The sequence below is a fragment of the Bacteroidales bacterium genome, assembly GCA_035647615.1.
In the GTDB taxonomy this organism is placed as follows: Bacteria; Bacteroidota; Bacteroidia; order Bacteroidales; family 4484-276; genus SABY01.
The window spans coordinates 52,478-74,769 of record DASRND010000008.1 but is presented as its reverse complement, the minus strand read 5'-3'; the positions used below and the strand labels follow the sequence as shown (position 1 = coordinate 74,769).

At 47.1% G+C, this 22,292-nt stretch carries 21 protein-coding genes, 1 other RNA gene and 1 pseudogene; 8 read left to right on the top strand and 15 right to left on the bottom strand.

Annotated features, from left to right (window positions below):
• Positions 1 to 191: 191 nt before the first annotated feature.
• On the top strand, positions 192 to 1,172 hold the full coding sequence (locus tag VFC92_03920; GenBank protein ID HZK07326.1) for an SDR family oxidoreductase: 981 nt from the start codon (positions 192 to 194) through the stop codon (positions 1,170 to 1,172).
• Between the two features lie 360 nt (positions 1,173 to 1,532).
• Here the strand turns inward: VFC92_03920 and VFC92_03915 are convergent, their stop codons facing one another.
• The 6 genes and pseudogenes from VFC92_03915 to mnmE all read right to left on the bottom strand — a co-directional run bounded on the left by VFC92_03915 (position 1,533) and on the right by mnmE (position 8,220).
• Positions 1,533 to 2,006, bottom strand: a complete 474-nt coding sequence (locus tag VFC92_03915) for a GNAT family N-acetyltransferase (GenBank protein HZK07325.1) — start codon at positions 2,004 to 2,006, stop codon at positions 1,533 to 1,535.
• Positions 2,007 to 2,178: 172 nt separating this feature from the next.
• Entirely contained in the window at positions 2,179 to 5,169 is a 2,991-nt protein-coding gene (locus VFC92_03910; GenBank protein HZK07324.1) for an FAD-linked oxidase C-terminal domain-containing protein, read from the bottom strand.
• Positions 5,170 to 5,311: 142 nt separating this feature from the next.
• Positions 5,312 to 5,986, bottom strand: coding sequence for a phosphatase PAP2 family protein (locus VFC92_03905; GenBank protein HZK07323.1), 675 nt, complete (start codon positions 5,984 to 5,986; stop codon positions 5,312 to 5,314).
• Positions 5,987 to 6,044: 58 nt separating this feature from the next.
• Positions 6,045 to 6,257, bottom strand: a pseudogene (locus tag VFC92_03900) (ORF6N domain-containing protein).
• 9 nt (positions 6,258 to 6,266) lie between these two features.
• On the bottom strand, positions 6,267 to 6,770 hold the full coding sequence (locus VFC92_03895; protein HZK07322.1) for an ORF6N domain-containing protein: 504 nt from the start codon (positions 6,768 to 6,770) through the stop codon (positions 6,267 to 6,269).
• Between the two features lie 67 nt (positions 6,771 to 6,837).
• Positions 6,838 to 8,220 carry a tRNA uridine-5-carboxymethylaminomethyl(34) synthesis GTPase MnmE gene (mnmE, locus tag VFC92_03890; protein ID HZK07321.1) on the bottom strand — a complete coding sequence of 461 codons (1,383 nt, stop codon included), beginning with the start codon at positions 8,218 to 8,220 and terminating at the stop codon, positions 6,838 to 6,840.
• Between the two features lie 291 nt (positions 8,221 to 8,511).
• Here mnmE and rpsF point away from each other — a divergent pair, with 291 nt between their 5' ends.
• From rpsF to rplI, 3 genes are read left to right on the top strand one after another with little or no spacing between them, the layout of a single operon-like run.
• Positions 8,512 to 8,874 carry a 30S ribosomal protein S6 gene (gene rpsF, locus VFC92_03885; GenBank protein HZK07320.1) on the top strand — a complete coding sequence of 121 codons (363 nt, stop codon included), beginning with the start codon at positions 8,512 to 8,514 and terminating at the stop codon, positions 8,872 to 8,874.
• Positions 8,875 to 8,903: 29 nt separating this feature from the next.
• Positions 8,904 to 9,176, top strand: coding sequence for a 30S ribosomal protein S18 (gene rpsR / locus VFC92_03880; GenBank protein ID HZK07319.1), 273 nt, complete (start codon positions 8,904 to 8,906; stop codon positions 9,174 to 9,176).
• Between the two features lie 11 nt (positions 9,177 to 9,187).
• Complete coding sequence (gene rplI, locus VFC92_03875) at positions 9,188 to 9,634, top strand: 50S ribosomal protein L9 (protein ID HZK07318.1); 447 nt, start codon at positions 9,188 to 9,190, stop codon at positions 9,632 to 9,634.
• 86 nt (positions 9,635 to 9,720) lie between these two features.
• Here the strand turns inward: rplI and VFC92_03870 are convergent, their stop codons facing one another.
• From VFC92_03870 to VFC92_03850, 5 genes are all read right to left on the bottom strand, one after another.
• Positions 9,721 to 10,734 carry an FAD:protein FMN transferase gene (locus VFC92_03870; GenBank protein ID HZK07317.1) on the bottom strand — a complete coding sequence of 338 codons (1,014 nt, stop codon included), beginning with the start codon at positions 10,732 to 10,734 and terminating at the stop codon, positions 9,721 to 9,723.
• A 336-nt stretch (positions 10,735 to 11,070) separates the two neighbouring features.
• Positions 11,071 to 12,114 carry a dehydrogenase gene (locus tag VFC92_03865; GenBank protein ID HZK07316.1) on the bottom strand — a complete coding sequence of 348 codons (1,044 nt, stop codon included), beginning with the start codon at positions 12,112 to 12,114 and terminating at the stop codon, positions 11,071 to 11,073.
• A gap of 263 nt (positions 12,115 to 12,377) precedes the next feature.
• Positions 12,378 to 13,544 (bottom strand): glycosyltransferase, encoded by a 1,167-nt coding sequence (locus VFC92_03860; protein ID HZK07315.1) that lies wholly within the window; start codon positions 13,542 to 13,544, stop codon positions 12,378 to 12,380.
• Positions 13,534 to 14,496: a glycosyltransferase family 2 protein gene (locus tag VFC92_03855; protein ID HZK07314.1), complete on the bottom strand. Its 963-nt coding sequence runs from the start codon at positions 14,494 to 14,496 to the stop codon at positions 13,534 to 13,536. The genes VFC92_03860 and VFC92_03855 overlap by 11 nt, the downstream gene beginning before the upstream one ends.
• A 6-nt stretch (positions 14,497 to 14,502) precedes the next feature.
• Entirely contained in the window at positions 14,503 to 15,021 is a 519-nt protein-coding gene (locus VFC92_03850; GenBank protein HZK07313.1) for a DUF4199 domain-containing protein, read from the bottom strand.
• 340 nt (positions 15,022 to 15,361) lie between these two features.
• Between VFC92_03850 and ffs the strand changes: the two genes are divergently transcribed.
• Positions 15,362 to 15,461: signal recognition particle sRNA small type (ffs, locus tag VFC92_03845), an RNA gene on the top strand.
• A gap of 87 nt (positions 15,462 to 15,548) precedes the next feature.
• On the opposite strand, the gene folP is transcribed toward ffs, so the two are convergent.
• Positions 15,549 to 16,406: a dihydropteroate synthase gene (gene folP, locus VFC92_03840; protein ID HZK07312.1), complete on the bottom strand. Its 858-nt coding sequence runs from the start codon at positions 16,404 to 16,406 to the stop codon at positions 15,549 to 15,551.
• A 104-nt stretch (positions 16,407 to 16,510) separates the two neighbouring features.
• Between folP and VFC92_03835 the strand changes: the two genes are divergently transcribed.
• The 3 genes from VFC92_03835 (at position 16,511) to VFC92_03825 (ending at position 19,228) form a co-directional block, all read left to right on the top strand.
• Positions 16,511 to 17,167 carry a hypothetical protein gene (locus VFC92_03835; GenBank protein ID HZK07311.1) on the top strand — a complete coding sequence of 219 codons (657 nt, stop codon included), beginning with the start codon at positions 16,511 to 16,513 and terminating at the stop codon, positions 17,165 to 17,167.
• A gap of 144 nt (positions 17,168 to 17,311) precedes the next feature.
• Complete coding sequence (locus tag VFC92_03830; GenBank protein HZK07310.1) at positions 17,312 to 17,863, top strand: DUF1599 domain-containing protein; 552 nt, start codon at positions 17,312 to 17,314, stop codon at positions 17,861 to 17,863.
• A gap of 69 nt (positions 17,864 to 17,932) precedes the next feature.
• Positions 17,933 to 19,228, top strand: coding sequence for a BT_3928 family protein (locus tag VFC92_03825; protein HZK07309.1), 1,296 nt, complete (start codon positions 17,933 to 17,935; stop codon positions 19,226 to 19,228).
• 82 nt (positions 19,229 to 19,310) lie between these two features.
• On the opposite strand, the gene VFC92_03820 is transcribed toward VFC92_03825, so the two are convergent.
• Genes VFC92_03820 through VFC92_03810 form a run of 3 tightly spaced genes read right to left on the bottom strand, consistent with a single transcriptional unit; the run spans position 19,311 to position 22,236 of the window.
• Positions 19,311 to 20,369: an ABC transporter ATP-binding protein gene (locus tag VFC92_03820; GenBank protein HZK07308.1), complete on the bottom strand. Its 1,059-nt coding sequence runs from the start codon at positions 20,367 to 20,369 to the stop codon at positions 19,311 to 19,313.
• Positions 20,356 to 21,159: an ABC transporter permease gene (locus tag VFC92_03815; protein HZK07307.1), complete on the bottom strand. Its 804-nt coding sequence runs from the start codon at positions 21,157 to 21,159 to the stop codon at positions 20,356 to 20,358. Before VFC92_03815 ends, VFC92_03820 begins: the two co-directional genes overlap by 14 nt.
• Positions 21,160 to 21,174: 15 nt before the next feature.
• On the bottom strand, positions 21,175 to 22,236 hold the full coding sequence (locus VFC92_03810; protein ID HZK07306.1) for a hypothetical protein: 1,062 nt from the start codon (positions 22,234 to 22,236) through the stop codon (positions 21,175 to 21,177).
• Positions 22,237 to 22,292: the final 56 nt, after the last annotated feature.

Below are 22,292 nucleotides of genomic sequence, written 5' to 3'. Positions count from 1 at the left end.
AAAATTGCGTTGCCGAAGAAGAGGTTGGAATGTTGAAGAAAGGGAATCTGACAACCTGATGACTTGACAACCCGACAATCCGACAACTTCTTTCCTTCCCACCAACTTCTTCCTTGTTTTAATGCTGTGGCATGTTTTTTAAGAAAAATTACCGACTTTTGTCGTTTTCGTAAAAACAATAATCTAAGCGGATGAAACTTTGTAACAAAAAACTTCTCATCACTGGTGGTGCCGGATTCATAGGGTCGAACCTCATCGAACGGTTTATCACCCAAGACAACAAAATCATCTGCCTCGACAATCTGGCCACTGGAAAGCTAGATAACATCCGTCCTTTTTCTGATCTTTCCAATTTCACCTTAATCGAAGGCGATATCCGCGACTATGCTACTTGTCGGAATGCTGTGGAAGGCGTGGATATAGTGCTGCATCAGGCTGCCATGGGATCGGTGCCACGCTCCATTGCCGATCCGGTTACAACCAACGATGTAAATATTGGCGGGTTTGTTAATATGCTCACCGCCACCAAAGAAACCGGGGTGAAACGTTTTGTCTATGCGGCCAGCTCGTCAACCTATGGCGATCATCCTGCGCTGCCCAAAAAAGAAGATCAGATTGGTCGCCCGCTCTCACCGTATGCCGTCACCAAATATGTAAATGAGCTTTATGCAAAAGTCTTTTCTGATTTATATGGCATTGAAACCATTGGTCTGCGGTATTTCAATGTTTTCGGTCGCCGGCAAGATCCGAATGGCGCCTATGCTGCTGCGATTCCAAAATTTATCAAGTCGCTCATAACCTATCAGTCGCCCTATATATATGGTGATGGTTTGCAGTCGCGCGATTTTACCTACATCGACAATGTGATTCAGGCAAACGAACTGGCAGCTACCGCTGTGCAAACGCCTGCTCTCAACACCGTTTACAACATTGCTTTTGGTGAAGCCACTACAGTAATCGAGCTTATCGAAACGCTAAAGGAATATCTGTCGGAATTTGATCCGCGAATAGCAAATGTTGATCCGGTGAAAGGCGAAAAACGTGTGGGCGACATCCTACACTCGTTGGCTTCTATCGATAGAGCGCACGATCTGCTCGGCTATCAGCCGGAATATGATTTGCGGAAAGGATTGAAGGAAGCCATCCGCTGGTATTGGGAGAATTTGCAATAGAGGAGGTTGTCAATTTATCAGATTATCATGTTGTCAAAGTTCCGTAGGAGGGACATTATGGTAGAACTAAGGTACAAATGATTGCCCCAAAGCTCTGTAGGAGCGACACCTTCAATAATCAAAATTCTAATGAAATATTGTTGGTTAAGGTGAAGAAGTTGGCGGGTTGTCGATATAGATTTCAAAATATCACTGGCGCACCTTCTGTCTGCTTTTTTTTAAAGCAATTGGATTAATAAAGCAGGTAAAGCCTGCAAAAATAGATGCAGCTCAGGCGGTGGTTGAGCGTAGTCGAAACCAGCCTAAACCTAACATAGGTTGTGTAGTTGTCCAGTTGGCAAATAAAGTAACACGACAGAATCAATAGGGAAGATCAGGTTTTATCCACTCAAACATTTTGTAATTTTCGCCATCCATGCCCATGGCTTTGTAAACACTAGCTGCACGGCCGTTGGAGTGGTGCATATATAAACGGATTCCTGAAACATCGGGCAGTTGCATCACCTGCTCCCTAATTTTTTGATACATCAATCTGAAAATTCCCTGCCGGCGATATTCAGGCAATACATACACCGACTGAAGCCACCACACCATGGCATTTCGCCAGTCGCTCCATTCGTAGGTGATGAGCAGGCAGCCAATAACTTTTTCTGCATTGGTTACCACGTAATATTTTCCGCGATGCGGGTGGTCGAAGATGGCAGTTACACCTCGTTGAAGTTTTTGGCGATCGAGTGCCAACTGTTCTGTTTCTATGGCCATCAGCAACTGAAATTCGATGATGGTTTCTTTGTCGTTTGCCAGGGCAGGTCTGAATCTTATTTCTGAATCCATGATTCCTTTGTTTTCGTTTTAAAAACCTTTATTCCATCAATTAAAATAATAGCGGGGACGAAGCGTTTGTAGTAATGTTAACGTAAGTTTAACTAAAATAAATTATTCACACTACTTGCCGACTCCCTGCCTTGCGCGGGGAGTTGTTTTTTTAGACAAGGTTTTTTTTCTTCTATCCGGCGGCTTCTCGTTTTTTTAGGTGCGTTTGTTTTCCGGGTTTTTTATCGCGCAAAGCCTCCCACAAAATATCTATCGGGTGATAAGCCGTGCGTCCCGTTCCATCTTTGATCTGATGGCGGCATGACGTTCCCGGCGCAGCAATGATCACCTCCGCAGGGGTGCTTCGAACGGCAGGAAACAAAACCAATTCTCCTACCTTCATCGAAACATCGTAATGTTCTTTTTCATAACCAAAGGAGCCGGCCATGCCACAGCAGCCCGATTTGATCTCTTCTACTTCGTAGTTTTCGGGCAGAGAAAGCATCACTTTGGTTGGCGCAGTGGATGCCAGTGATTTTTGATGACAATGCCCGTGTAGTTTTATAAGCTTCTTGTCGGTAGTGAACAAGGATTTATCAATGTTGCCGGCATCGATCTCCCGCTCCACAAATTCATCAAACATCAGGGCATTGAGAGCCAGTTTCTGTGCATCGGCTTTGAGCTCTTTGCCCACCAGGTCGGGATACTCGTCGCGGAAGGTAAGAATGCCCGAAGGTTCGATACCCACCAAAGGCATTTTATCATTAATAATCCCCGAAAGGGCTTTTACATTATGGATGGCCAGCTTGCGCGCCTGGCGCACCAGGCCTTTCGACAGAAATGTTCGTCCGCTGGAGCGATGCGGAACAACGTTAACGCGATAGCCCATCGCGGCAAGCAATTCAGCCGCTTTGATGCCTGTGAGCGTGTCGTTGTATTCTGTAAATTCATCTACAAATAAACATACCTCACCTTTGTAATCGGCAAGCTGGTTGAGCCGTGGCAAATTGTAACGCGCCCATTTGCGCAGCGTTATTCCGTAAAGCAAAGGGATGCTACGTTTTGGCGCAAAACCAAGCATTTGTTTTAACAAGCTTGAAACTGCCGGTTGGGTAAAGAAATAGTTGGTGATTTTTGGAAATAACATTCCCAGCTTGTTGAGCTGAGCGATGTAAGCGATGGCTCTGGTGCGAAACGGAATGCCATGCTGATCGTAATAATGTTGCAGAAACTCGGCTTTATAACGTGCAATATCCACACTCGACGGGCACTCTGACTTGCAGCCTTTGCAGGAGAGGCACAAATCCATCACATCATAAATTTCCTGATGATCGAAAGGATTTTTCTTGGGTGAGTTGGTAAGAAACTCCCGCAGGGTGTTAGCGCGAGCGCGTGTGGTGGTGTTTTCGTCGCGGGTGGCCATGTAGCTGGGGCACATCACCCCGCCAATGATTTCGCTCTTTCGGCAGTCGCCGGAGCCATTGCATTTTTCCACCGCCCGCATCATGCCCTGGTCATGTGAAAAGTCGAAGATGGTTTTGAGTTCACGTGTAGGTTTTCCCGGCTCATAACGAAGCGCGGTGCGCATAGAGGGTGTGTCGATGATTTTACCCGGATTGAATATGCCGTCGGGATCCCACAGTTTTTTTATCTGACGCATCAGCTCGTAATTATGCTTTCCCACCATCAGTGGGATAAACTCGCCACGCAGCCTTCCATCGCCATGTTCTCCGCTAAGGGAGCCGCGGTATTTTTTTACCAGGTGTGCTGTTTCCAGCGCTATAGTATAAAAAAGCTCGACATCTTCTGGTTTTTTCAGATCGAGCACCGGACGAAGGTGTAACTCGCCGGTGGCGATGTGCGCATGATAAACAGCTTGTAGATTATGCTTTTGCATGATTTTTTTAAACTCAGCGATATATGCCGGCAAAACGGCTGGATGCACCGCTGTGTCTTCGACCAGCGAAACGGGTTTGGCGTCGCCCGGTATGTTGGAAAGAAGACCAAGTCCGGCTTTGCGCAAATCCCAAACACGGCTGATGTCGGTTCCGAAAACGCGTGGAAAATGATAACCGTAGCCGGCAGCCCGCATTTCGGCTTCCATGCTGTCGGCGATGTCCATAATTTCCTGTTGACTCTCGCGTGCAAATTCGATGATGAGGATGGCAGCAGGATCGCCCTGCACGAAGAAACGGTTTTTGCTTTGCGCGATGTTGTCTTTGGTTTGTTTTAATATCACCTCATCCATGAGTTCGATGGCGCCGGGCTGGTGGCGCAATGCGATGAGGTTGGCCTGAAAGGCATCCTCGAGAGTTTCAAAGTGAACGCACACCAATCCTTTAACTTTGGGTGGCAGCGGAACAAGGTTGAGCTTTATTGAGGTGATAAAAGCCAGCGTCCCCTCCGATCCGGCCAGCAGCCGGCAAAAGTTGAATGGTTTACCGTTGGTGACAAAGGGTTGGCTATCAAGTAACAGGTCGAGGGCGTATCCGTTGTTTCGACGTTCGATGGCCGGATCAGGGAACTGTTGAACGATCTCTTTGCGGTTTTCTTCGTCGCCAAGTATTTCAGCAATCTGACGGTACAATGCACTTTCAAGGCTGTTGCCAGTGCGTTTTATTTGAAAAGTATCTTCATCAATTTCTCCAAAGGTGGCACTGCTTCCGTCACTTAGGATAACCTCGAGTTCGAGGGTGTGGTCGCGGGTGCTTCCGTAGAGTAGCGAGTGGGCGCCGCAGGAGTTGTTGCCCACCATGCCGCCCATTACGCAGCGGTTGGCTGTGGAGGTTTCTGGTCCGAAAAAAAGACCGTAGGGTTTCATTTCCAGGTTGAGCTCGTCGAGAACCACACCGGGTTCCACGCGCACCCATCGTTCGGCTGCATTTACCTCGATGATGCTATTCATGTAGCGGCTAATATCTACCACAATGCCATTGCCCACCACCTGCCCGGCCAGTGAGGTGCCGGCGCCACGAGGAATAAGCGGAGCTTTGTGCTGGCCGGCAAAGAGTATGATCTTACGTAAATCGGATTTGTTGCGCGGACGAATCACTGCCAATGGCAGCTCCCGGTAGGCCGAAGCATCCGTAGCATATTGGATACGGGTGGCGTTGTCGAGAAAAATGTCTCCATCGAGTGTAGCTTTTAGTTTTTTGAGCGATCGGCGCAATGTGGTCTTATCCATCTTACATTTCAATTTAGACTTCAAAAATACATATTTCGGCCATAGCCAAATCCTACCGCAAGTCGGGATGCGTGTGGAGCTATGTTTTATTGGTTTTGGGATGTGTTGTAAAAATCAATATTACAGCAAAAAGAAACACGCTTTATGGATTATTGGCAGGTTTCGATTTCGGTTCGTAGAGGAACGCGCTGATAAGCATCCACAGCATAAGGATGCCCAGTACGAAACCTGCGGTCACATCCGTAAACCAGTGTGCGCCCAGATAAATACGGGAGAATGGAACAGAAAATATTAATACCAGCGCGGCGGCAATCAATGTGTTGCGCAGCCATCGCACAAAATGCTGATTGCGTATCAACAGGAAAATCATAAAACCAAAAAAGACAACGTAAAAAGAGGTGTGGCCGCTGGGGAAACTCTGGAACTGCGCATCTTCAACAATTTTTACAAGGTCTTCGGTAGGGCGGGGGCGGTCGATCAGAATTTTTATCCCAAGCGTAACAGCCGATGCCAGCAAAGTAGCAATGGTAAACATAGCCTCCCGCCGTCGGCCGTTGATGGCGAAGATCAGCGCAATTCCAAAAACCATCGTGGCAGTCACAGGCGCTGTACCAAACCAACTGATTGCCTTCATCAAAAAGTCGAGGGTAGGATGATTGTTTTTTTGTATCGCTTCCGAAAACCACAGGTCGATAAAGGTGGTGGGGAGCAGTAGAACGACAAACGTTAAAATAAGAAAGACTGACAAAAGCAGGATGAGGAGGTATCGGGCCTTTTTGCGATCCTGAAGAAAAGTGAATAAAGCATTAAAATGCATGCAATTGTTTTTTGTGTTAAAAGCACCGATTAGATTGAAAAGGGATAAATTTTGCACCTTCCGGCAGCATATCACAAGTTGTGATAAGCTCTTGCCACTCGGTTTTATTAAGCTGAAACATAAAATCATCCGGGAAACGATCAATATTTCGTTTAAAAGTTTGCTTCAATGCTCTGTTTTCTACTCCGTAAAGCGCTGCAAGTTCAAAGTCCAGCATCACCTTTCGCCCTCGTAAATCGTAGATTTTGTTTTGGATAGTTTGAAGTTCCACTTTTTTGTTTTAATCCGTTTTGTATCCAATTCTTTTCCGTTGTTTTTGCTCGACATCCTGATGATCCTTTTGCAACAAATAGTCGATGGCTTGCGCTATGCCCGAAAACCTCCCTTCCAAATCGCGCAGTTGCATTGCAAGTTCTTTATAATTCAGCGCATATTCTTTAATCGCGATAAAAGCATCTACGATGGCAATATTTACTTCAATTGCTTTTTTGCTTCTCAGCACACTCGAAAGCATGGTTACACCGTGTTCGGTAAAAGCATAAGGAGTTACAGCAACATTTCTTTTACTCTGGTCAGATGCGGTCACAATTTGTGACCGGATACGCTCCCACTCAAAAGGCCTCAACCTAAACATAAATCTTTCAGGGAAACGGTCAGGATTTCTTTTTACTGCTTGATTCAGCACCTTTGTTTCTACTTCATAAAGCTCTGCCAGGTCAAAATCCAGCATTACCTTTTGCCCACGTATTTCATGAATCTTGTTTTGAATATTTTGTAATTCCATCGCCTTGTTTATTACCGCTCAAATATTCTTTTCAACTATAACGTCTCAATTGATTGCTTCGCGGTTGTTATTTTCCGATACAAAACTTCCCGAAGATATTACCCAAAATCTCGTCTGTTGTGATTTGCCCGGTGATGGTTCCCAGATGATGCAGGGCTTTGCGTATGTCGATGGCTACAAGGTCGGAGGGTACGTTGGTGTCGAATCCCTTGCGTATGTCGCCGATAGCTTGCAGCGATTTGCTTAAAGCTTCATAGTGACGGGCGTTGCTCACAATGGTGGTGTCGGCAAACTGCTGCGTATTTACCGATCGCAGCAGGCTATCGGAGATGAGATTTATATTTTCTTTGCGCTTGGCCGAAATAAAGATAGTTTCGAGTTCTACCAGGTCTTTAAATCCTTTGGGCATCTCGATGAGCATGTCTATTTTGTTTCCGATCAGAATGATGCGCTTGGAAGGATCTTCGATCAGATGGCGATGTTCTTCGAGCACCTCCTGCACTTCTTCGGCGGTGCTGGCTGCATCGAAAACGAAGAGGATGATGCTGGCTTCTTTGATACGTTGCAGCGTACGCTCAATCCCTATATTTTCGATGGCATCCATGGAGGGGCGCAGTCCGGCGGTGTCGATAAAACGAAAGGCAACTCCCTCGATGATAATGGTGTCTTCGATGCTGTCGCGGGTGGTACCGGGTATGTCGCTCACGATGGCTTTTTCTTCTTGTAGGATGGTGTTGAGTAGCGTTGACTTGCCCACGTTGGGTTTGCCGATGATGGCTACCGGTATCCCGTTTTTCAACACATTGCCTACTTTAAAACTTTTGAGTAGAATATTAATTTCAGCCTCAAGTCCGTCGAGGGTTTTCCCAATTTTGGTTCGATCGGCAAACTCTAGGTCTTCCTCTGCAAAATCAAGCTCCAGTTCTATCAGCGAGGCAAAGTCGAGCAGCTCCTGACGCAGTTGTTTTATCTTGTCGGAGAAGCCACCGCGCATCTGGTCCAATGCCAGGTCGTGCGCAAATTTAGAGCCGGAAGCTATCAGGTCGGCTACTGCCTCGGCTTGTGCCAAATCAAATTTGCCGTTGATAAACGCACGCATGGTAAATTCGCCTGCGTTGGCCATGCGTGCGCCGCGGCTGATGAGCAGTTCGATGATCTTTTGCTGGATGTAAGGAGAGCCGTGGCACGAAATCTCGATGGCATCGTCGCCGGTGTAGGAGTGGGGCTGGCGGAACAGACTCACCAGCACTTCGTCGATGATTCCCTCGTTGCCACTCAGGTTGCCCAAATGCAAAGTGTGGCTGGCGGCCGAGCTTACAGGAGCGCCGCTGCGTGGTTCAAAAACGCTATCGATGATGCTGAAAGATTCCGACCCCGACAGACGGATCATGGCTATGGCACCTACTCCCGCGGGAGTGGCAAGGGCGCAAATGGTATCGTTTGTATCCATGGCGATTGTTGTTGTTGGTTTGTATTAATCGAGCAAAGTTATAAATTTTGATACACTGCCGTAAATCCATCCGCCAATTACCGCCAATTAAGCGGATTGCCGCTAATTTTTCATCGTGTTAATTATCTTAATTCGTTTAATTCGTGGATGCTGGTTTGCTTTCAGAATGAATTCGAGGAGGTGTTTAAAAATGATGGAGAAAGGTTTTGCGTTTCTGTTAGAAATAAATTTCTATCTTTGCGCCCACTTTTAAAATAATTTTTTTAAACACTTAATCTAAACAAACACAAGATGTTAAATCAGTATGAAACCGTTTTCATTTTAACTCCCGTTTTGTCTGAAGATCAGATGAAGGAAGCGGTAAAGAAGTATCAGGACTACCTGACCAACAAAGGTGCTGAGCTGGTTCACGAGGAAAACTGGGGCATGCGCAAACTGGCGTATCCTATCCAGAAAAAATCTACCGGCTTTTATTATCTCTACGAATATAAAGCCGCAGGTGAGCTGATCGGCGAACTGGAGCTGGCGCTGAAACGCGACGAACGTGTGATGCGATTTCTCACCGTCAAACTCGACAAGCACGCTGTGGCCTACAACGAGAAAAAGCGCGTGAAAGCCAAGGAGGCTGTAGCTGAACCCGTTGAGGAAAATTAATCATTTAGAAACTTTAAATTCGTAAAACAATGGCACAAAAATCGTCTTCAGAAATAAAATACCTGACTCCCATTGCAGTAGATGTAAAAAAGAAAAAATATTGCCGCTTCAAAAAAGCCGGTATTAAATACATCGACTATAAAGATGCTGATTTTTTAATGAAATTCGTTAATGAGCAGGGCAAGATTCTGCCCCGCCGCATCACGGGCACATCCAACAAATTTCAAAAGAAAGTGTCGCAGGCCATCAAACGCGCCCGCCACCTTTCGCTGTTACCTTATGTTGCTGACTTATTAAAATAGGAGGGAAAACCATGGAAGTAATTTTGAAACAAGATATCGAGAAACTGGGCTACGAAAATGATACCGTAAAGGTAAAAGATGGTTTTGCCCGTAATTTTCTGATTCCAAAAGGCATGGCTATTATGGCCAATGCCACCAACAAAAAGGTGCTTGCCGAAGTGCAGCGCCAGAAATCTTTTAAAGAAGAGAAGCTGCGCACCGAAGCTCAGACTACTGCCAAGCTGCTCGAAAAGGTTAACATCTCCATTGGCGCCAAAGCCGGAACTTCCGGTAAAATATTTGGCTCTGTCAATGCCATCCAGATTGCCGACGCCCTGGCCGAAAAAGGCTTTGAGGTCGACCGTAGGAAGATCGTCGTTGATGGCGATGCGATTAAAGAACTTGGCGAATACACCGCTAAAGTAAATCTCTACAAAGACATCAAAGGCGAGGTAAAATTTACTGTGGTAGCTGAATAATCACGATTCACCCTTTTGATAAAATAAAAAAAGCCACCGCATTCAGTTGCAGTGGCTTTTTTGTTGATGGAAAATAGAGGTTTCATCTACTGTTGGTTGATGATATTTCGCAGCCTTTCGGTGGCCCAGGTTTGGTAGTTGCCGTCGGCATCTGAATAGATAAAGTAGGCTTCCAGCTCCGGATGTTGCGAAAGAAAGGCACGGGCTTTTTCGAGACCCATCACCATAAAAGCGGTGGCGTAGCCGTCGGCAATGGCAGCGCTGTCGGCAATTACAGTTGCTGAGAGCAGCGGGTGTTGCACGGGATAGCCGGTGGCTGGATCGATGGTGTGCGAATAACGTACTCCTCCTTTTTCATAGAATTTTCGGTAGTTACCCGAGGTTGCCAGGGCGCGATTGATGAGTGTTACAGTGGCTTCGAGCACTTGTGGTGCGTCGGCTTCAGGCGCTGGTTTTTCGATTCCCACCACCCAGGGCACGCCGCCGGGCTTGCTGCCACGTGTTACTATCTCACCGCCTATTTCTACAAGATAATTTTTGATGCCGTTGGCGGAAAGAAAACCGCCCAGCCAATCGACAGAATATCCTTTTGCAATGGCGTTGTAGTCGATTTGAATATCAGGATTGTCTTTTACTATTTTATTACCCGCCAGCTTCACCTGACGGTAGCCCACCAATGGCAGCAGGCTGTCGACCACATGTGCGTCCATTTCTGTTCTGTCGCGAAACCCAAATCCCCAGGCATTGACTAATGGCCCCACAGTGATGTCGAAAGCTCCGTTGGTTGCTTCGGAAATACGCTGCGATTGTTTAAAAATATTGATAAAGTCGGCACCAGCCTCCACAGCGCTGTCGTTGTTGTTGATACGCGAAATGATGGAATTTTCTTCCCAAATAGATGCAATAAGATTGAAAGCATCGAGTAGTGAATCTATCACAGGTTTGGTCACCGGCGTGTCGGTGGCGTAATAAATTACTCTGTAGGTTGTGCCCTGAGCCTCGCCGGTGATAAGTGTTTTTTTTGGGGATTCGGCAGGCCGGCATGCTGGCAAGCATAGCAAAAGCCCGGAGAGAAGAATGATGATGGGGAATTTATTCATAATATAAAATTAGAAAATACCAATGGCTGCAAAATTAAACAATCTTATGGGTAGTGCTGATTTCATCACGACTAATCCGTTGGAATACTAAATGGGCGTAAACGCTCTACAAGAAAGAATTGTGCGATTGCGTTTGGTTCCCAGCCACGAATGGCTGGGCTACGGAGCTGGAGATGCGCCGGTGCCGGAAGAAAAAGTCACCCCGTGAATAACACCAGTCTATGGAAGTCTGTTTTGGTTTCCGTTTTACGCTACGAAAGTGAGCTCCCTTCCCCGCGTCAGGAAAGGGTGGGGGATGGGGCTATTAAAAAATGAAAATCCCAGAGTTATGGTTCCTCAAATACTCCACGTAGTAAGTCCGCCGGTAGTAAATTCATAACGTTTTACCTGGCCTCCAAATGTCTGGAGTGCTTTTACTACCTGTGCGCGACTGTTTCCCGGGCAATAAAAAATCATAAATCCACCACCACCGGCGCCTGAGATTTTGCCTCCGGTAGCACCTGCTTTACATGCCGCATCATATATTTCATCGATGGCAGCATTGGTGATGTTATCCGCCATCAGTTTTTTATGTTTCCATCCAAAATCGAGAATTTCTCCCAGTTTGTCAAGTTCACCTTTAAGCAATGCCTCTTTCATCATCACCGCCTGCCGGCGCAACTGGTGCATGGCTTCTATCGAAACAGTTTCGTTATTAACCACGTTGCGCTGCTGTGCTTCGATGATTACCGACGAAAGTCGGCTGGTGCCGGTATAATAAAGCACCAGATTGTTGGAGAGTTCGTGCAGATAAGCGGTGCGGATGCGCAATGGGTTGACGATCACTTTATCGTTGGCCGAAAACTCCATAAAATTCACGCCGCCAAAAGTAGCAGCATATTGATCCTGTCGTCCGCCGGCGATGGCAAGGTCGTTTCGTTCGATGTCGGTGGCCAGCTTTGCCAGGTCGTATTCGCCCAGCGGTAGCCGCAGCCATTCAGCGAAAGCGCCCAATATCGTAACCACCAGCGTAGAACTCGTTCCCAGTCCCGATCCTGCCGGAGCATCCACGTAAGTGGTGAGGGTAAATGATAAAGGTTTCAGGTCAAAATCGCGGATCACGCGGTTATAGACGCCTTTGAGAAGGTCGAGCTGCCCGTCGAGTGGGAGCAGAGGCTGACTGTCGAAGGTGAGCACTTCCTCTTTGTCGATGGCGTGCAGCACTATTTTGCCGTCGTTGCGCGGTTGCAGGGTAGCATAAGCGTACAGGCTGATAGTTGCGTTGAGGATGGCGCCGCCATAAAGTTCACAATAGGGAGCTACATCGGTGCCACCGCCAGCAAGGCCCAGCCGCAGCGGCGATTTACTCCTGTAATATTTGTAGTGCTCTGATTTCTTCATTATTATTAAAAACAAAAGCTGTGAGTGAAACTCCCAAATAAATCTCAATCTTGAAATCTCAATAACCAGGTTTCGACTGATTTCGAAATACTGGCTTCGACACGGTGGCTGAGCTGGCTTCGACAAGCTCAGCCACCAGATCCAGCTCAACCAGCGGCAATACTATGGAAATGATTGTCTAATTTGGATTTTGATTTTTGGGATTTATTTGTCATTTGAGATTTGTTTTTTTGTTATAAAAACATCTACTTTATAGACAATCACTATCCATTCCTGGCTTCAGCAGCTGCTACTTCGTCGATGGCTTCGAGCATCCGCTCCCACGAGAATTTTAGTTTTTCTATTTTTAAATTTGCCACAAACTCGGCTTCTTTATTTTCTTCAAAAAACCGGGCAATAGCTTGCGCAATATCTTTTACATCCGGCTCCACCACAAAACCGGTAATGCCATCGGGCACCATCTCCGAAAGCCCGCCAACATTGGTGGTGATCATGGGTTTTTCGAAATGATAGGCCACCTGCGTCACGCCACTTTGTGTGGCATCTTTGTAAGGCTGCACCACCAAATCGGCAGCATTGAAATAATCGGCCACAACCTCATTAGGAATAAATTCGGTAGCCAGAATCACACGCGGCTCAAGCTGATGTTTCCGGATGATGTCGTGATAAGGTTTGGCTTCCGCATAAAATTCGCCGGCTACAATCAGGCGGGCGTTGGTGCGAATCACCTCTGGCAATGCCATTGCTTCGAGCAAAAGATCGAGACCTTTGTAATCGCGGATAAATCCAAAAAATAATAGGTAGCGCCCATCAGCAGGCAGTTTCAGCCGCTCTCTTGCGATTGCTTTGGTTTGCAATGCTCCAAAGTTGTCGTAGAGTGGGTGCGGACAATATCTCCGTGGTTTTTTGTTGTCGGCTTTCGCCAGATCGCTCAGCACCTGCCGCGACATGGTTACAAAGCCGTGGATGGGTTTGATGAAATATTTAGAAAACAATTTGTCGCCCGGTCGCCGCTCATGCGGGATATAGTTGTCGACGATGGCAACAATGCGGGAGTGGCGATTGCGCTTGACGATGCGGCTGATGGTTCCCAGGCATGGCCCCATAAATGGAATCCAATAGCGCAGCACCAATAAATCGGGGCGGCGTTTTTTTATCAGTCTGCCAACTTTTATCCAGTTCAGCGGATTGATGGAGTTTACCAGTACTTCGATGTGCAGGTCGACGGGTGGCGCTTCGGTAGAATATTGTGTGGTACCGGGGAATAAAAATTTAGGATACTGCAACGAAAAGGTGATGATGGTAGCCTGGTCGCCGTTCTGCTGATAAGCGCGTGCCAGACGCTCGTTGTAGGTGGCGATGCCGCCGCCACGCAGCGGATAAGCCGACCCCAGGATAATGATATTTCGCTGGCGCGGATTATTTTTCAAGATTCTCTATGTTTTTGATGCCGACACGTTTTTCGATGATATAGGAGTTGCGCCGTGTTGAGGTACGCGCGATCATCTCCGCTACAAATCCCGCCACAAATACCTGCATTCCCATCACCATGGCCAGCAGTCCAAAATAAAACAAGGGGCGTTCGGTCATGCGATATTCCAGCCAGACAAATTTAGCCACCGTAAGATACACGGCGATGATAAACCCGATGATAAACAGCAGCGTGCCTAAAACGCCAAAAAAGTGCATGGGTCTTTTGGCAAATTTAGAAACGAAGGTGAGGGTGACCAGATCCAGAAATCCTTTGATGAGCCGCCCGGCGCCAAATTTCGATTTTCCGTATTTGCGTGCCTGGTGCTGGACCACCTTTTCGGTGATGCGGCCAAAGCCTGCCCATTTGGCGATGACCGGAATATAGCGGTGCATCTCACCATAAATTTCGATGGTTTTCACCACATCGCGGTGATAGGCTTTTAGTCCGCAGTTGAAATCGTGAAGTTTTATTTTTGAGATGCGGCGGGTGGTCCAGTTGAAAAATTTCGATGGCCAGCGTTTCCCGATGGGATCATGGCGCACTTTTTTCCAACCCGACACCACATCGTATTTGTCTTCTTTTATCATACGATAAAGCTCAGGAATCTCATCGGGGCTGTCCTGCAGGTCGGCGTCCATGGTGATGACCACTTCGCCTTGCGAGGCTCTAAATCCCAGATGCAGTGCCGCAGACTTGCCGTAGTTTCGCCTGAACTTGATGCCACGCACCGTGTTGTATTCGCGTTGCAGCCCTTCGATGACCTGCCAACTGCCGTCACTGCTGCCATCATCCACAAAGAGCACTTCATAACTTAGCGCGGCTTTTTCGGCCACAGCGGCTATCCATTGCGTAAGCTCAGGCAGCGATTCTTCTTCGTTGTAAACGGGTACGACTATCGAAACGTCCATAGAAAATTAAAAAGGTTGTGGTTCTTTTTTTACAAAAGCAGCCAATACTGTCGACAAAACCAGGCCTATAAAAAGATTACCTACAAAAGCCCAGATGGCCATCATCCAGGGAGTCATCATCATCTTAGTCATTTTCATGGTCATGTCCAGTGTCTCGTCGGTAATATCCGGCTGCATCTGCAGCACGTTTTCTTCGGCTGCGCTTACCATCTTAGCTATTTCGCCTGGAGCTACCAATCCATAAAATAAAATTACATAAGCTGCCATGACGAACGATGAGAACAGGATGACCAAAAAGCCGGTAGAAAAAGCCTGCCCATAGCCAAGTAAACCCTCGTTGTATTTGTCGCGCCACTGAATCATGGCGTAGAGCAGATAACCGATGAGAATGGCATAGCTGAGATACTGTAATTTGCTGCTCGACATGTCGAGAAGATAAAGCAACAGGCTGAAAACAATAAGAATAACGCCAAGAATTGCACCATGCATCAGCGTGAAATTTGTTTTAGACATTTTGTCGTTCATTGTTGAAACGTTATTTGGTTATTGTGCAAATGTACACAGGAAACCAATAGCAGGCGGAAAAAGTTTTAGAAGAAGCAGGGCGCAGGGCGCGTGGCGCAAAGAAAGAACGCACGGCGCGTGGCGCATGACGCATGGCGAATGGCGCAAGACGCAAAGAAAAAACGCATGGTGCGTGGCGCAAAGAAAAAACGCAAGGTGCGTGGTGGAAAGAATATATGTTGGTTACATGGCAAAGAGTGCTTGTTGCCGACTAAAGGCTGCGAACCGTCGGCTTCTTTCAAATTAGATTTTAAAGAAAAACTTTTTTGGCTGTTGAGATGGAAGTATTATCTTTGCCGCGGGGTAAGTCCTGTGCGACCAGCTCCTGCTGAACTCCCCCAGGGTCGGAAGGCAGCAAGGGTAGGCGGTTGAAGCGGTGCGACACAGGTAGCTTACCCTTTTTTTTGTGCCCGGTTTTCGGGAAAAAAAGGAAGTTGTCAGGTTATCAGGTTATAGGAAAAAACGCATTCGAAGACCGGCATAAATAGTTAGGATCCCTCTCCATTTTCGCGATAAGCGCAATAAAGTTTTATCGTTTCCACCGCTTCTTTTACATCATGCACACGCAGCAGACTTGCGCCATTCATCAGCGCCAGCATATTCACCGCCGTGGTGCCGTTTAGAGCGGTATCCGGTGTGGTGCCCAAAATTTTGTTAATCATCGATTTGCGCGAAACGCCTGCCACCACCGGAAAGCCATGTCGTGCAAACTGCCTCAGGCCGTGTAGCAGCTGGTAGTTATGCGCCACTCTTTTTCCAAAGCCGAAACCGGGATCGAGCAAAATGTTTTCTTCGACACCTTTATTTTTTAAAAGGGTAAGCTGTCGCTGAAAAAAATCATCAATTTCATTAACAACATTATTGTACTTGGGATTAATCTGCATGGTGGCCGGCGTACCCTGAATGTGCATCATGATATAGGGTGTGTGATGTGCGGCCACAACTTTAAAAATTTCAGGATCGAGCTGTCCGCCGGAGATATCGTTGATGATGTCGGCACCTTCGGCGATGGCGCAACGCGCTGTTTCGCTGCGGTATGTATCGATAGAGATCACTACCTGCGGGAATTGACGCCGCAATCGGGGGAGAATATTTTTCAACCGTGCCCATTCTTCATCAATACTTACTTCACTTGCGGCAGGACGGGTAGAGAAGGCGCCCAAATCGAGTACATCGGCTCCTTCGGTAATCATGTTTTCGGCAAGGCGTAAAAGATCGTCTGAACTGCTGTGGTAGCCGCCGTCGTAAAAGGAATCCGGTGTAAAATTGAGTATGCCCATTACGCGTGGCTGCTCAAAAGTAAGCTTTTCAAATGTCCATTTGTCTGATACAAGCAAGGATTTCATTAGTTTTGCACGGCTTAAAAATTATAAATCGTTAACATGCCATCAAAATAAAGCAATTTATCTTTGATCACTTTTTTGGAAACAAACACTAAAAACATACAGCAATGAAAAGAAAAATGATTTTTGGGATGATTTGTACAGCAATCTTCATCCTGCTGCAAATACCCGTTGCAGCTCAGCAAACGGATAGAGATCTTTCGCGTGAAGAAATGTCGGTGCAGCGTGCCCACGACAAGGTTATCCGCTCCGAGGCTTCTGTGGCGCGTGCCAGTGAAATTATTGCACAAGGTGATAGCCTCCTGGCTGCTGGTGAACAAATGATTACAGAGGCGAAAGGAGAGATTAAAACAGCAAAAGACAACCTGGCAAACGTCAACAGAAAATATAGCTCTGAGAAGAAAGGCCTCGAAAAAGACACGAAAACCAAGGACCGTATTCAGCGCGACAAGGCACGGAGTAGTATCCGCGATATCGACGGACAATATCGCCTCGACAAACGCGCCGCCGATGAGCAACTGAAAGCGGCCATCAGAAAATATGAACAGGGAAAAAGTAACATCGTCAAAGGCAAAGAAAAAATAAAAGCAGGCAAAGCGAAACTCAAACCCGCCGAAAAAAGCCTGGCTGAAGCCAAAAAGGCGCTGATCGCATTAGAAGGCGAGTCTCTTCAGAAAGATAAGGACGAGGTGGAAGCCGATGATGACAGCACCGATATAGATGTAAAAGGTAAAAAAGACAAGAAGAAAAGAAAAGAACGTTAAACAGGGTTTCTCTTGAAATGTGAAGTTATTCATTAGAAAAATTCCAAATTACAAGTTCCAAAAGACAAATTCCAAAAGAGAAAAGAGACCTGGAATTTGAATTTTGGAATTTAACCATCAGAAAGATATTAATAAGAAGAAATAATGCATAATACCGATCTACAGTTTGAAGCTGCCATAGCCCAGTGTCGCGAAGTTTTTGATAAAAAAATGAAAGACTATGGCAGCGCCTGGCGCATTCTGCGAACTACTTCGCTCACCGATCAGATTTACATCAAAGCTAACCGCATCCGAAGCATCGAAGAAAAGGCGGTACAAAAAATCGACGAACAGGCACGCGATGAGTTTATCGGCATCGCCAACTACTCTGTTATGGCGCTGATTCAACTTGCAAGCGGCGGGCAATTCCACGAGCTTGCTCACGACGAGGCGCTGGCGCTTTACAACCAGCACATCTACGCTGCCAAAGCGCTGATGAATGACAAAAACCACGACTACGACGAGGCTTGGCGCAACATGCGCATCTCGTCCTACACCGACATTATCCTGATGAAATTATTGCGCGTAAAACAAATCGAGGACAACCAGGGCAAGACGCTTGTTTCCGAAGGCCTCGAAGCCAACTATGCCGATATTATCAATTATGCGCTTTTTGCCCTCATCAAAATTGCCGAGGACGAGAGCAGCACTTTATAGTTCCGAAGTCTGTTGTTGCACAGGCTTATTTTGTTATTAATAAAAAAATAAACTTTCGATTTCTGTTCCATGATCAAATCAAAACTTAAAACCGTTACCGGGTGGGCCATTTTGGCGCTCACGCTTTTTTCAGCGATTCTCATCAATTTTTTCGTTGGTTACAACCTGCCATTTTTGGTGTTGTTGCTTTTCATCATTATTTTGGTTTTGCGTTACCGCAAAATTTTCGACAAGAACATGCTCGTCGCGGGGCGCATCTTTTTAGGATTTTTATTTTTATTTTCGGGCTTCTCCAAAGGCGTCGATCCGATGGGCACTGCCTATCGCATTGAGGATTATTTTATCGCCTATGGCGTCGACTGGATGATGCCTGCGGCGGTTTTCTTTTCGTTTTTGCTCAACACGGGCGAACTGCTCCTGGGGGGCTTGTTGCTTTTCAACGTAAAGCCGCGTCTTACCGCCTGGCTCGTGTTGCTGATGATGAGCGTCTTTACCATCATTACCTTCAACGATGCGCTCAACAATCCGGTGCCCGACTGCGGCTGCTTTGGCGACGCATTGATCATGAGCAACTGGCAGACCTTTTACAAAAACATCGTCATTATGGTGCTGGTGCTGCTGGTTTTTACCAACCGAAACCGCCTGCGCATCAGCTATCGCAATGCCACCGAATGGACACTGGCTGTGGGGCTGGCGGCACTATTTATCACCTTTCAGTACCTCAACCACATCAATCTGCCCATGATGGACTTCCGCCCCTGGAAAATCGGTAACCGCCTCTACGTGGAAGATCCGCTACCCGTAAAATATTATCTCACTTATCGTGATACCGAAACCGGTGAAATGAAGGAGTATATTTCGCCTGATTATCCTTACAGCGACTCTGCATGGATGGCCCGATGGGAGTTTGTGGGCCAGCGCATAGAGGATCCAAACCGTTTGCCGGGAATGGACCTGGCCATTATCAATTTTGCCGGCGAAGACGTTACGGGCGACTACCTCCAGGATCCCGATTATCATTTTATCGTTGTGGCTTGGGATTTAGATATCGCCGACGAAATGGCTTTTCAGCAAATACACGAGCTCTATGAGGCTGCCGAGGAAAATGGGTACAGCTTTATCGTTCTCACTTCCACATTGCCTAACAATATCCAGCAGTTTCTCGAGGCACAAGGCATCCCATTCGATATCCCGTTTTTTAATGCCGACGACATCACGCTCAAAACGATAATCCGGGCCAATCCCGGACTGGTACTCGTGAAAGATGGACAGGTAATAGATAAGTGGCACCACAACCACCTCCCCACCTGGCACGAACTTAATCATGAATATCTTCATCAGAGTGAAGCCGAAACGACGCATTAATAACTTCACGCTGCATTCTTAAAATATCTTTAATAAAAATGATTTTGGAGGATGAGTTGGCTATCCAATTTTGGAATTAGTTTTAATGATACTCCGCATCAATCACTCTCACAGCCTCCTGCGGTATTCCTACCCATACTGTTTTGTCGATTTGCTGTGATGATGGATCTGAAAGGGTTTCATCGATAATTACTGAGATTTGAATGCCAATGTCTATCAGGAGCTCCTTGCCAAGCGGCGAGCGGAACACATCCAGAATTTTTCCCTCAAAAATATTGTCGCTGTCAAGTGTAGGTTTTACATTGGAATAGAGGATTTTCCGTGCATCGATGAGTATCGAAACCAACGATTGGCGTATTAAATCATTTTTTAGCTGTAGCTCAATTTTATCTTCTATCCGTAAACTTTTCCCATTAAAAACCTGTGCCTTAAAGAAATTTTTATGTCCGCAAAACCGGGCGATGAACTTGTCTGCCGGGCGTGAAAGCATTGCTTCGGGTGTGGCGGTGTGCAGCAGCCGCCCCTCGTGCATCACAGCCATGCGGTCAGCCAGCGAGTAGGCCTCTTCAAAGTCGTGGGTGACGTGCATAATGGTGAGTCCGCTGCGGTGCAACGCCCGAAGGTGTCGTTTCAGCAGATCTTTTTGCAGACTATCTATTCCTGTGAGCGGCTCGTCGAGCAGAATGATCTTAGGATCGGAAGCCAGCGTGCGTGCCAACAGAACGCGCTGAGTTTCGCCACCTGAGAGGGTTGTTACAGAACGATGCAGCAGATCATCGAGCAGAAAGCGACTGCTCAATTCGCTGAGTTTACTTTTTATTTGCCGTTCATTATTGATATTTAGCCGCAGCGCAAACTCAATATTACGGCGCACCGAAAGATGAGGAAAGAGCGTATTGTCCTGAAACACCAATCCAATTCTACGCTGACGCAGAGGCTTGTGACTGATGTCGGTACCATCGAGTTTTACCGTACCGTTGCATCGGCTGCGATAGATTCCGGTAATGGATTCGAGCAATATCGACTTCCCCGATCCCGACGGACCAGCCAGGACGAAATATTCACCTTTATTAATTTTGATATTAATATCGCGCAAAGCGAAATCGCCAAGCTGCACAGAGAGATTTTTAACTTCTAACAAAGCGACTCCTCTCTTTTACCAGCATGCGCAGTAGCACGAAAAACAGCAGGCATATTCCTACAAAAATCACGGCTACCGGTCGGGCATAGTTAAGCCCAAAAGCGCCAAAGCGTTCATAAATGAGTACTGGCGTTATCATGGGATGGTAGGCGATGATGACCACCGCGCCAAACTCGCTCATGCCGCGGGCAAACATCATGATAAGCCCTGAAAGGATGCTTCGCCACGCCAGTGGAAGGGTAATCCTGAAAAATACCTGTCGGGGTTTTGCCCCCAGATTTTGAGCAGCATGTTCCAGCCGCTCCGGCACCTCGGCAAAGCCATCGCGGGCAGCGTTGATAAGAAATGGCAGGCTTACAAAAGCCATGGCCACCATGATGCCTGCCGGATGTCCCACCAGATCGAAACCCAGCGCTCCGGCAGCTTTTCCGGGCAGTGACTGGCGCGAAATAATCCCAAGTATGGCAATACCGGCAGCTGAGTGTGGGATAACTACGGGCAGATCGATCAGTCCCTGTACCAGCCTTTTTAGTTTGAAATTGCGCCGGGCCAGCACATAGGCCAGCGGGACAGCGCCAAACGCCATCACAACAGTGGCTGCCATAGAAGTGGCAAGGGTGAGCCAGATGCTGTCGGTAACTTCCCGGTCGTGAAGCGCTTTGGAGAGCGAATCAGGCGACGAATGGATGAGCATGTTCACCAGCGGCGCCAGAATAAAAAGAAGCACCAAACCTCCCAGCAGTATGAGCCACAGCTCAAAGCCTTCGAGTTGGCGCCTCTTTTTTATCATAATAAAAATGTTGTCTTACAAATGTTCGAACCAGATACTGATGATCGATTTGATGGCGCGGTCAGAAAAGAAGTCGCCGGCCGGAAAGAGCCTGAATGCCCCGCCATCGAGTTTTTTGGGAGCATGGATGAGCAGCACCTCCGATTGATCGTTGCGGTTGAAAACTTCTGAAAAGGTATAGACGCCACGGAAGCCATCGCGTGCAGCAACAATGATGTAGGCCTGCTGTATATTTTTGGCGTTGATAGGCCATTGATCAGCAAGTACGCTTTTCAGCGGAGCGCCGGTAAATGGCGTGGTGCTGTGGATGCCGCGACCCCGACCATAAAAAATAGCTTCGAAGTTGACCAGATCAACGTCGGAAGGCAGGGTCTTGATGGTTTTGGTCTTGGCACCATCAACATACACGTCGAATTGTTCGGAATACATCGGCGACATACCTTGTTCGACTTCAAATTCGCGGGTGGCAGAGTGTACCGTTATTTTGGAAGGGCTTTCGATGTTGCGCGAGGTGAGCAGATCGGCTCCGGCAACCATTTTGGCTTTTTCGGGCAGTGGCCACAGGTCGTGGGTCTTGGAGGGTACGATGCGCATCACGTCGGTAGCCAACATGATGTCGTGCAGATGTGTGGGGTAATAAATTTCGCCCCAGCTAAAAACTGCACTTTCGCCGCGATCGTTGGAAACCACCACGTAAAGATCGATGATGGGAGGGAAGGCTTCCTGATTGGCTTTTTGCGGATAATGCGCATTGATGATATCAAAAAGTGAATAGCCATCGTAGCGGTAAGCGCCTACAAAACAGTTGCCTGTATCGGAAGGAAGCGTTTCTTTTACAATAATAGTGCGCTTTGGCAACATCGAAAAGTCGATGGTTCCGGGATTAGCGATCTCGCCGGTAATTTCTACTGTGTTGGTTTGCAGCGAATGCAAATCTTCGTTGTCGTAAAAATTGTTGGTTGCGTCGGTGGTGTCGCGCTGATGCTGCGGGGCATTGGCTGCAGACTGTTGTTGTGTGTTTTGATTCTGGCAGCCAAAAAGAGCCACGGCTGCAATCAGTAATAGGATTTTCTTCATACTTTTTTATGATTTAGATGTAAATAAATTCGATTAGCACAGCGGTGCATATCAGT

Bases quoted from the DNA above. Each gene is read 5' to 3' on its own strand.
- VFC92_03850 (HZK07313.1), bottom strand. From the start codon at position 15,021: ATGAACGACAAAATGTCTAAAACAAATTTCACGCTGATGCATGGTGCA.
- VFC92_03920 (HZK07326.1), top strand. From the start codon at position 192: ATGAAACTTTGTAACAAAAAACTTCTCATCACTGGTGGTGCCGGATTC.
- VFC92_03815 (HZK07307.1), bottom strand. From the start codon at position 21,159: ATGATAAAAAAGAGGCGCCAACTCGAAGGCTTTGAGCTGTGGCTCATA.
- rplI (HZK07318.1), top strand. From the start codon at position 9,188: ATGGAAGTAATTTTGAAACAAGATATCGAGAAACTGGGCTACGAAAAT.
- VFC92_03870 (HZK07317.1), bottom strand. From the start codon at position 10,734: ATGAATAAATTCCCCATCATCATTCTTCTCTCCGGGCTTTTGCTATGC.
- VFC92_03905 (HZK07323.1), bottom strand. From the start codon at position 5,986: ATGCATTTTAATGCTTTATTCACTTTTCTTCAGGATCGCAAAAAGGCC.
- mnmE (HZK07321.1), bottom strand. From the start codon at position 8,220: ATGGATACAAACGATACCATTTGCGCCCTTGCCACTCCCGCGGGAGTA.
- folP (HZK07312.1), bottom strand. From the start codon at position 16,406: ATGAAATCCTTGCTTGTATCAGACAAATGGACATTTGAAAAGCTTACT.
- VFC92_03825 (HZK07309.1), top strand. From the start codon at position 17,933: ATGATCAAATCAAAACTTAAAACCGTTACCGGGTGGGCCATTTTGGCG.
- VFC92_03895 (HZK07322.1), bottom strand. From the start codon at position 6,770: ATGGAATTACAAAATATTCAAAACAAGATTCATGAAATACGTGGGCAA.
- VFC92_03865 (HZK07316.1), bottom strand. From the start codon at position 12,114: ATGAAGAAATCAGAGCACTACAAATATTACAGGAGTAAATCGCCGCTG.
- VFC92_03830 (HZK07310.1), top strand. From the start codon at position 17,312: ATGCATAATACCGATCTACAGTTTGAAGCTGCCATAGCCCAGTGTCGC.
- VFC92_03855 (HZK07314.1), bottom strand. From the start codon at position 14,496: ATGGACGTTTCGATAGTCGTACCCGTTTACAACGAAGAAGAATCGCTG.
- VFC92_03810 (HZK07306.1), bottom strand. From the start codon at position 22,236: ATGAAGAAAATCCTATTACTGATTGCAGCCGTGGCTCTTTTTGGCTGC.
- VFC92_03910 (HZK07324.1), bottom strand. From the start codon at position 5,169: ATGGATAAGACCACATTGCGCCGATCGCTCAAAAAACTAAAAGCTACA.
- VFC92_03835 (HZK07311.1), top strand. From the start codon at position 16,511: ATGAAAAGAAAAATGATTTTTGGGATGATTTGTACAGCAATCTTCATC.
- VFC92_03915 (HZK07325.1), bottom strand. From the start codon at position 2,006: ATGGATTCAGAAATAAGATTCAGACCTGCCCTGGCAAACGACAAAGAA.
- rpsF (HZK07320.1), top strand. From the start codon at position 8,512: ATGTTAAATCAGTATGAAACCGTTTTCATTTTAACTCCCGTTTTGTCT.
- rpsR (HZK07319.1), top strand. From the start codon at position 8,904: ATGGCACAAAAATCGTCTTCAGAAATAAAATACCTGACTCCCATTGCA.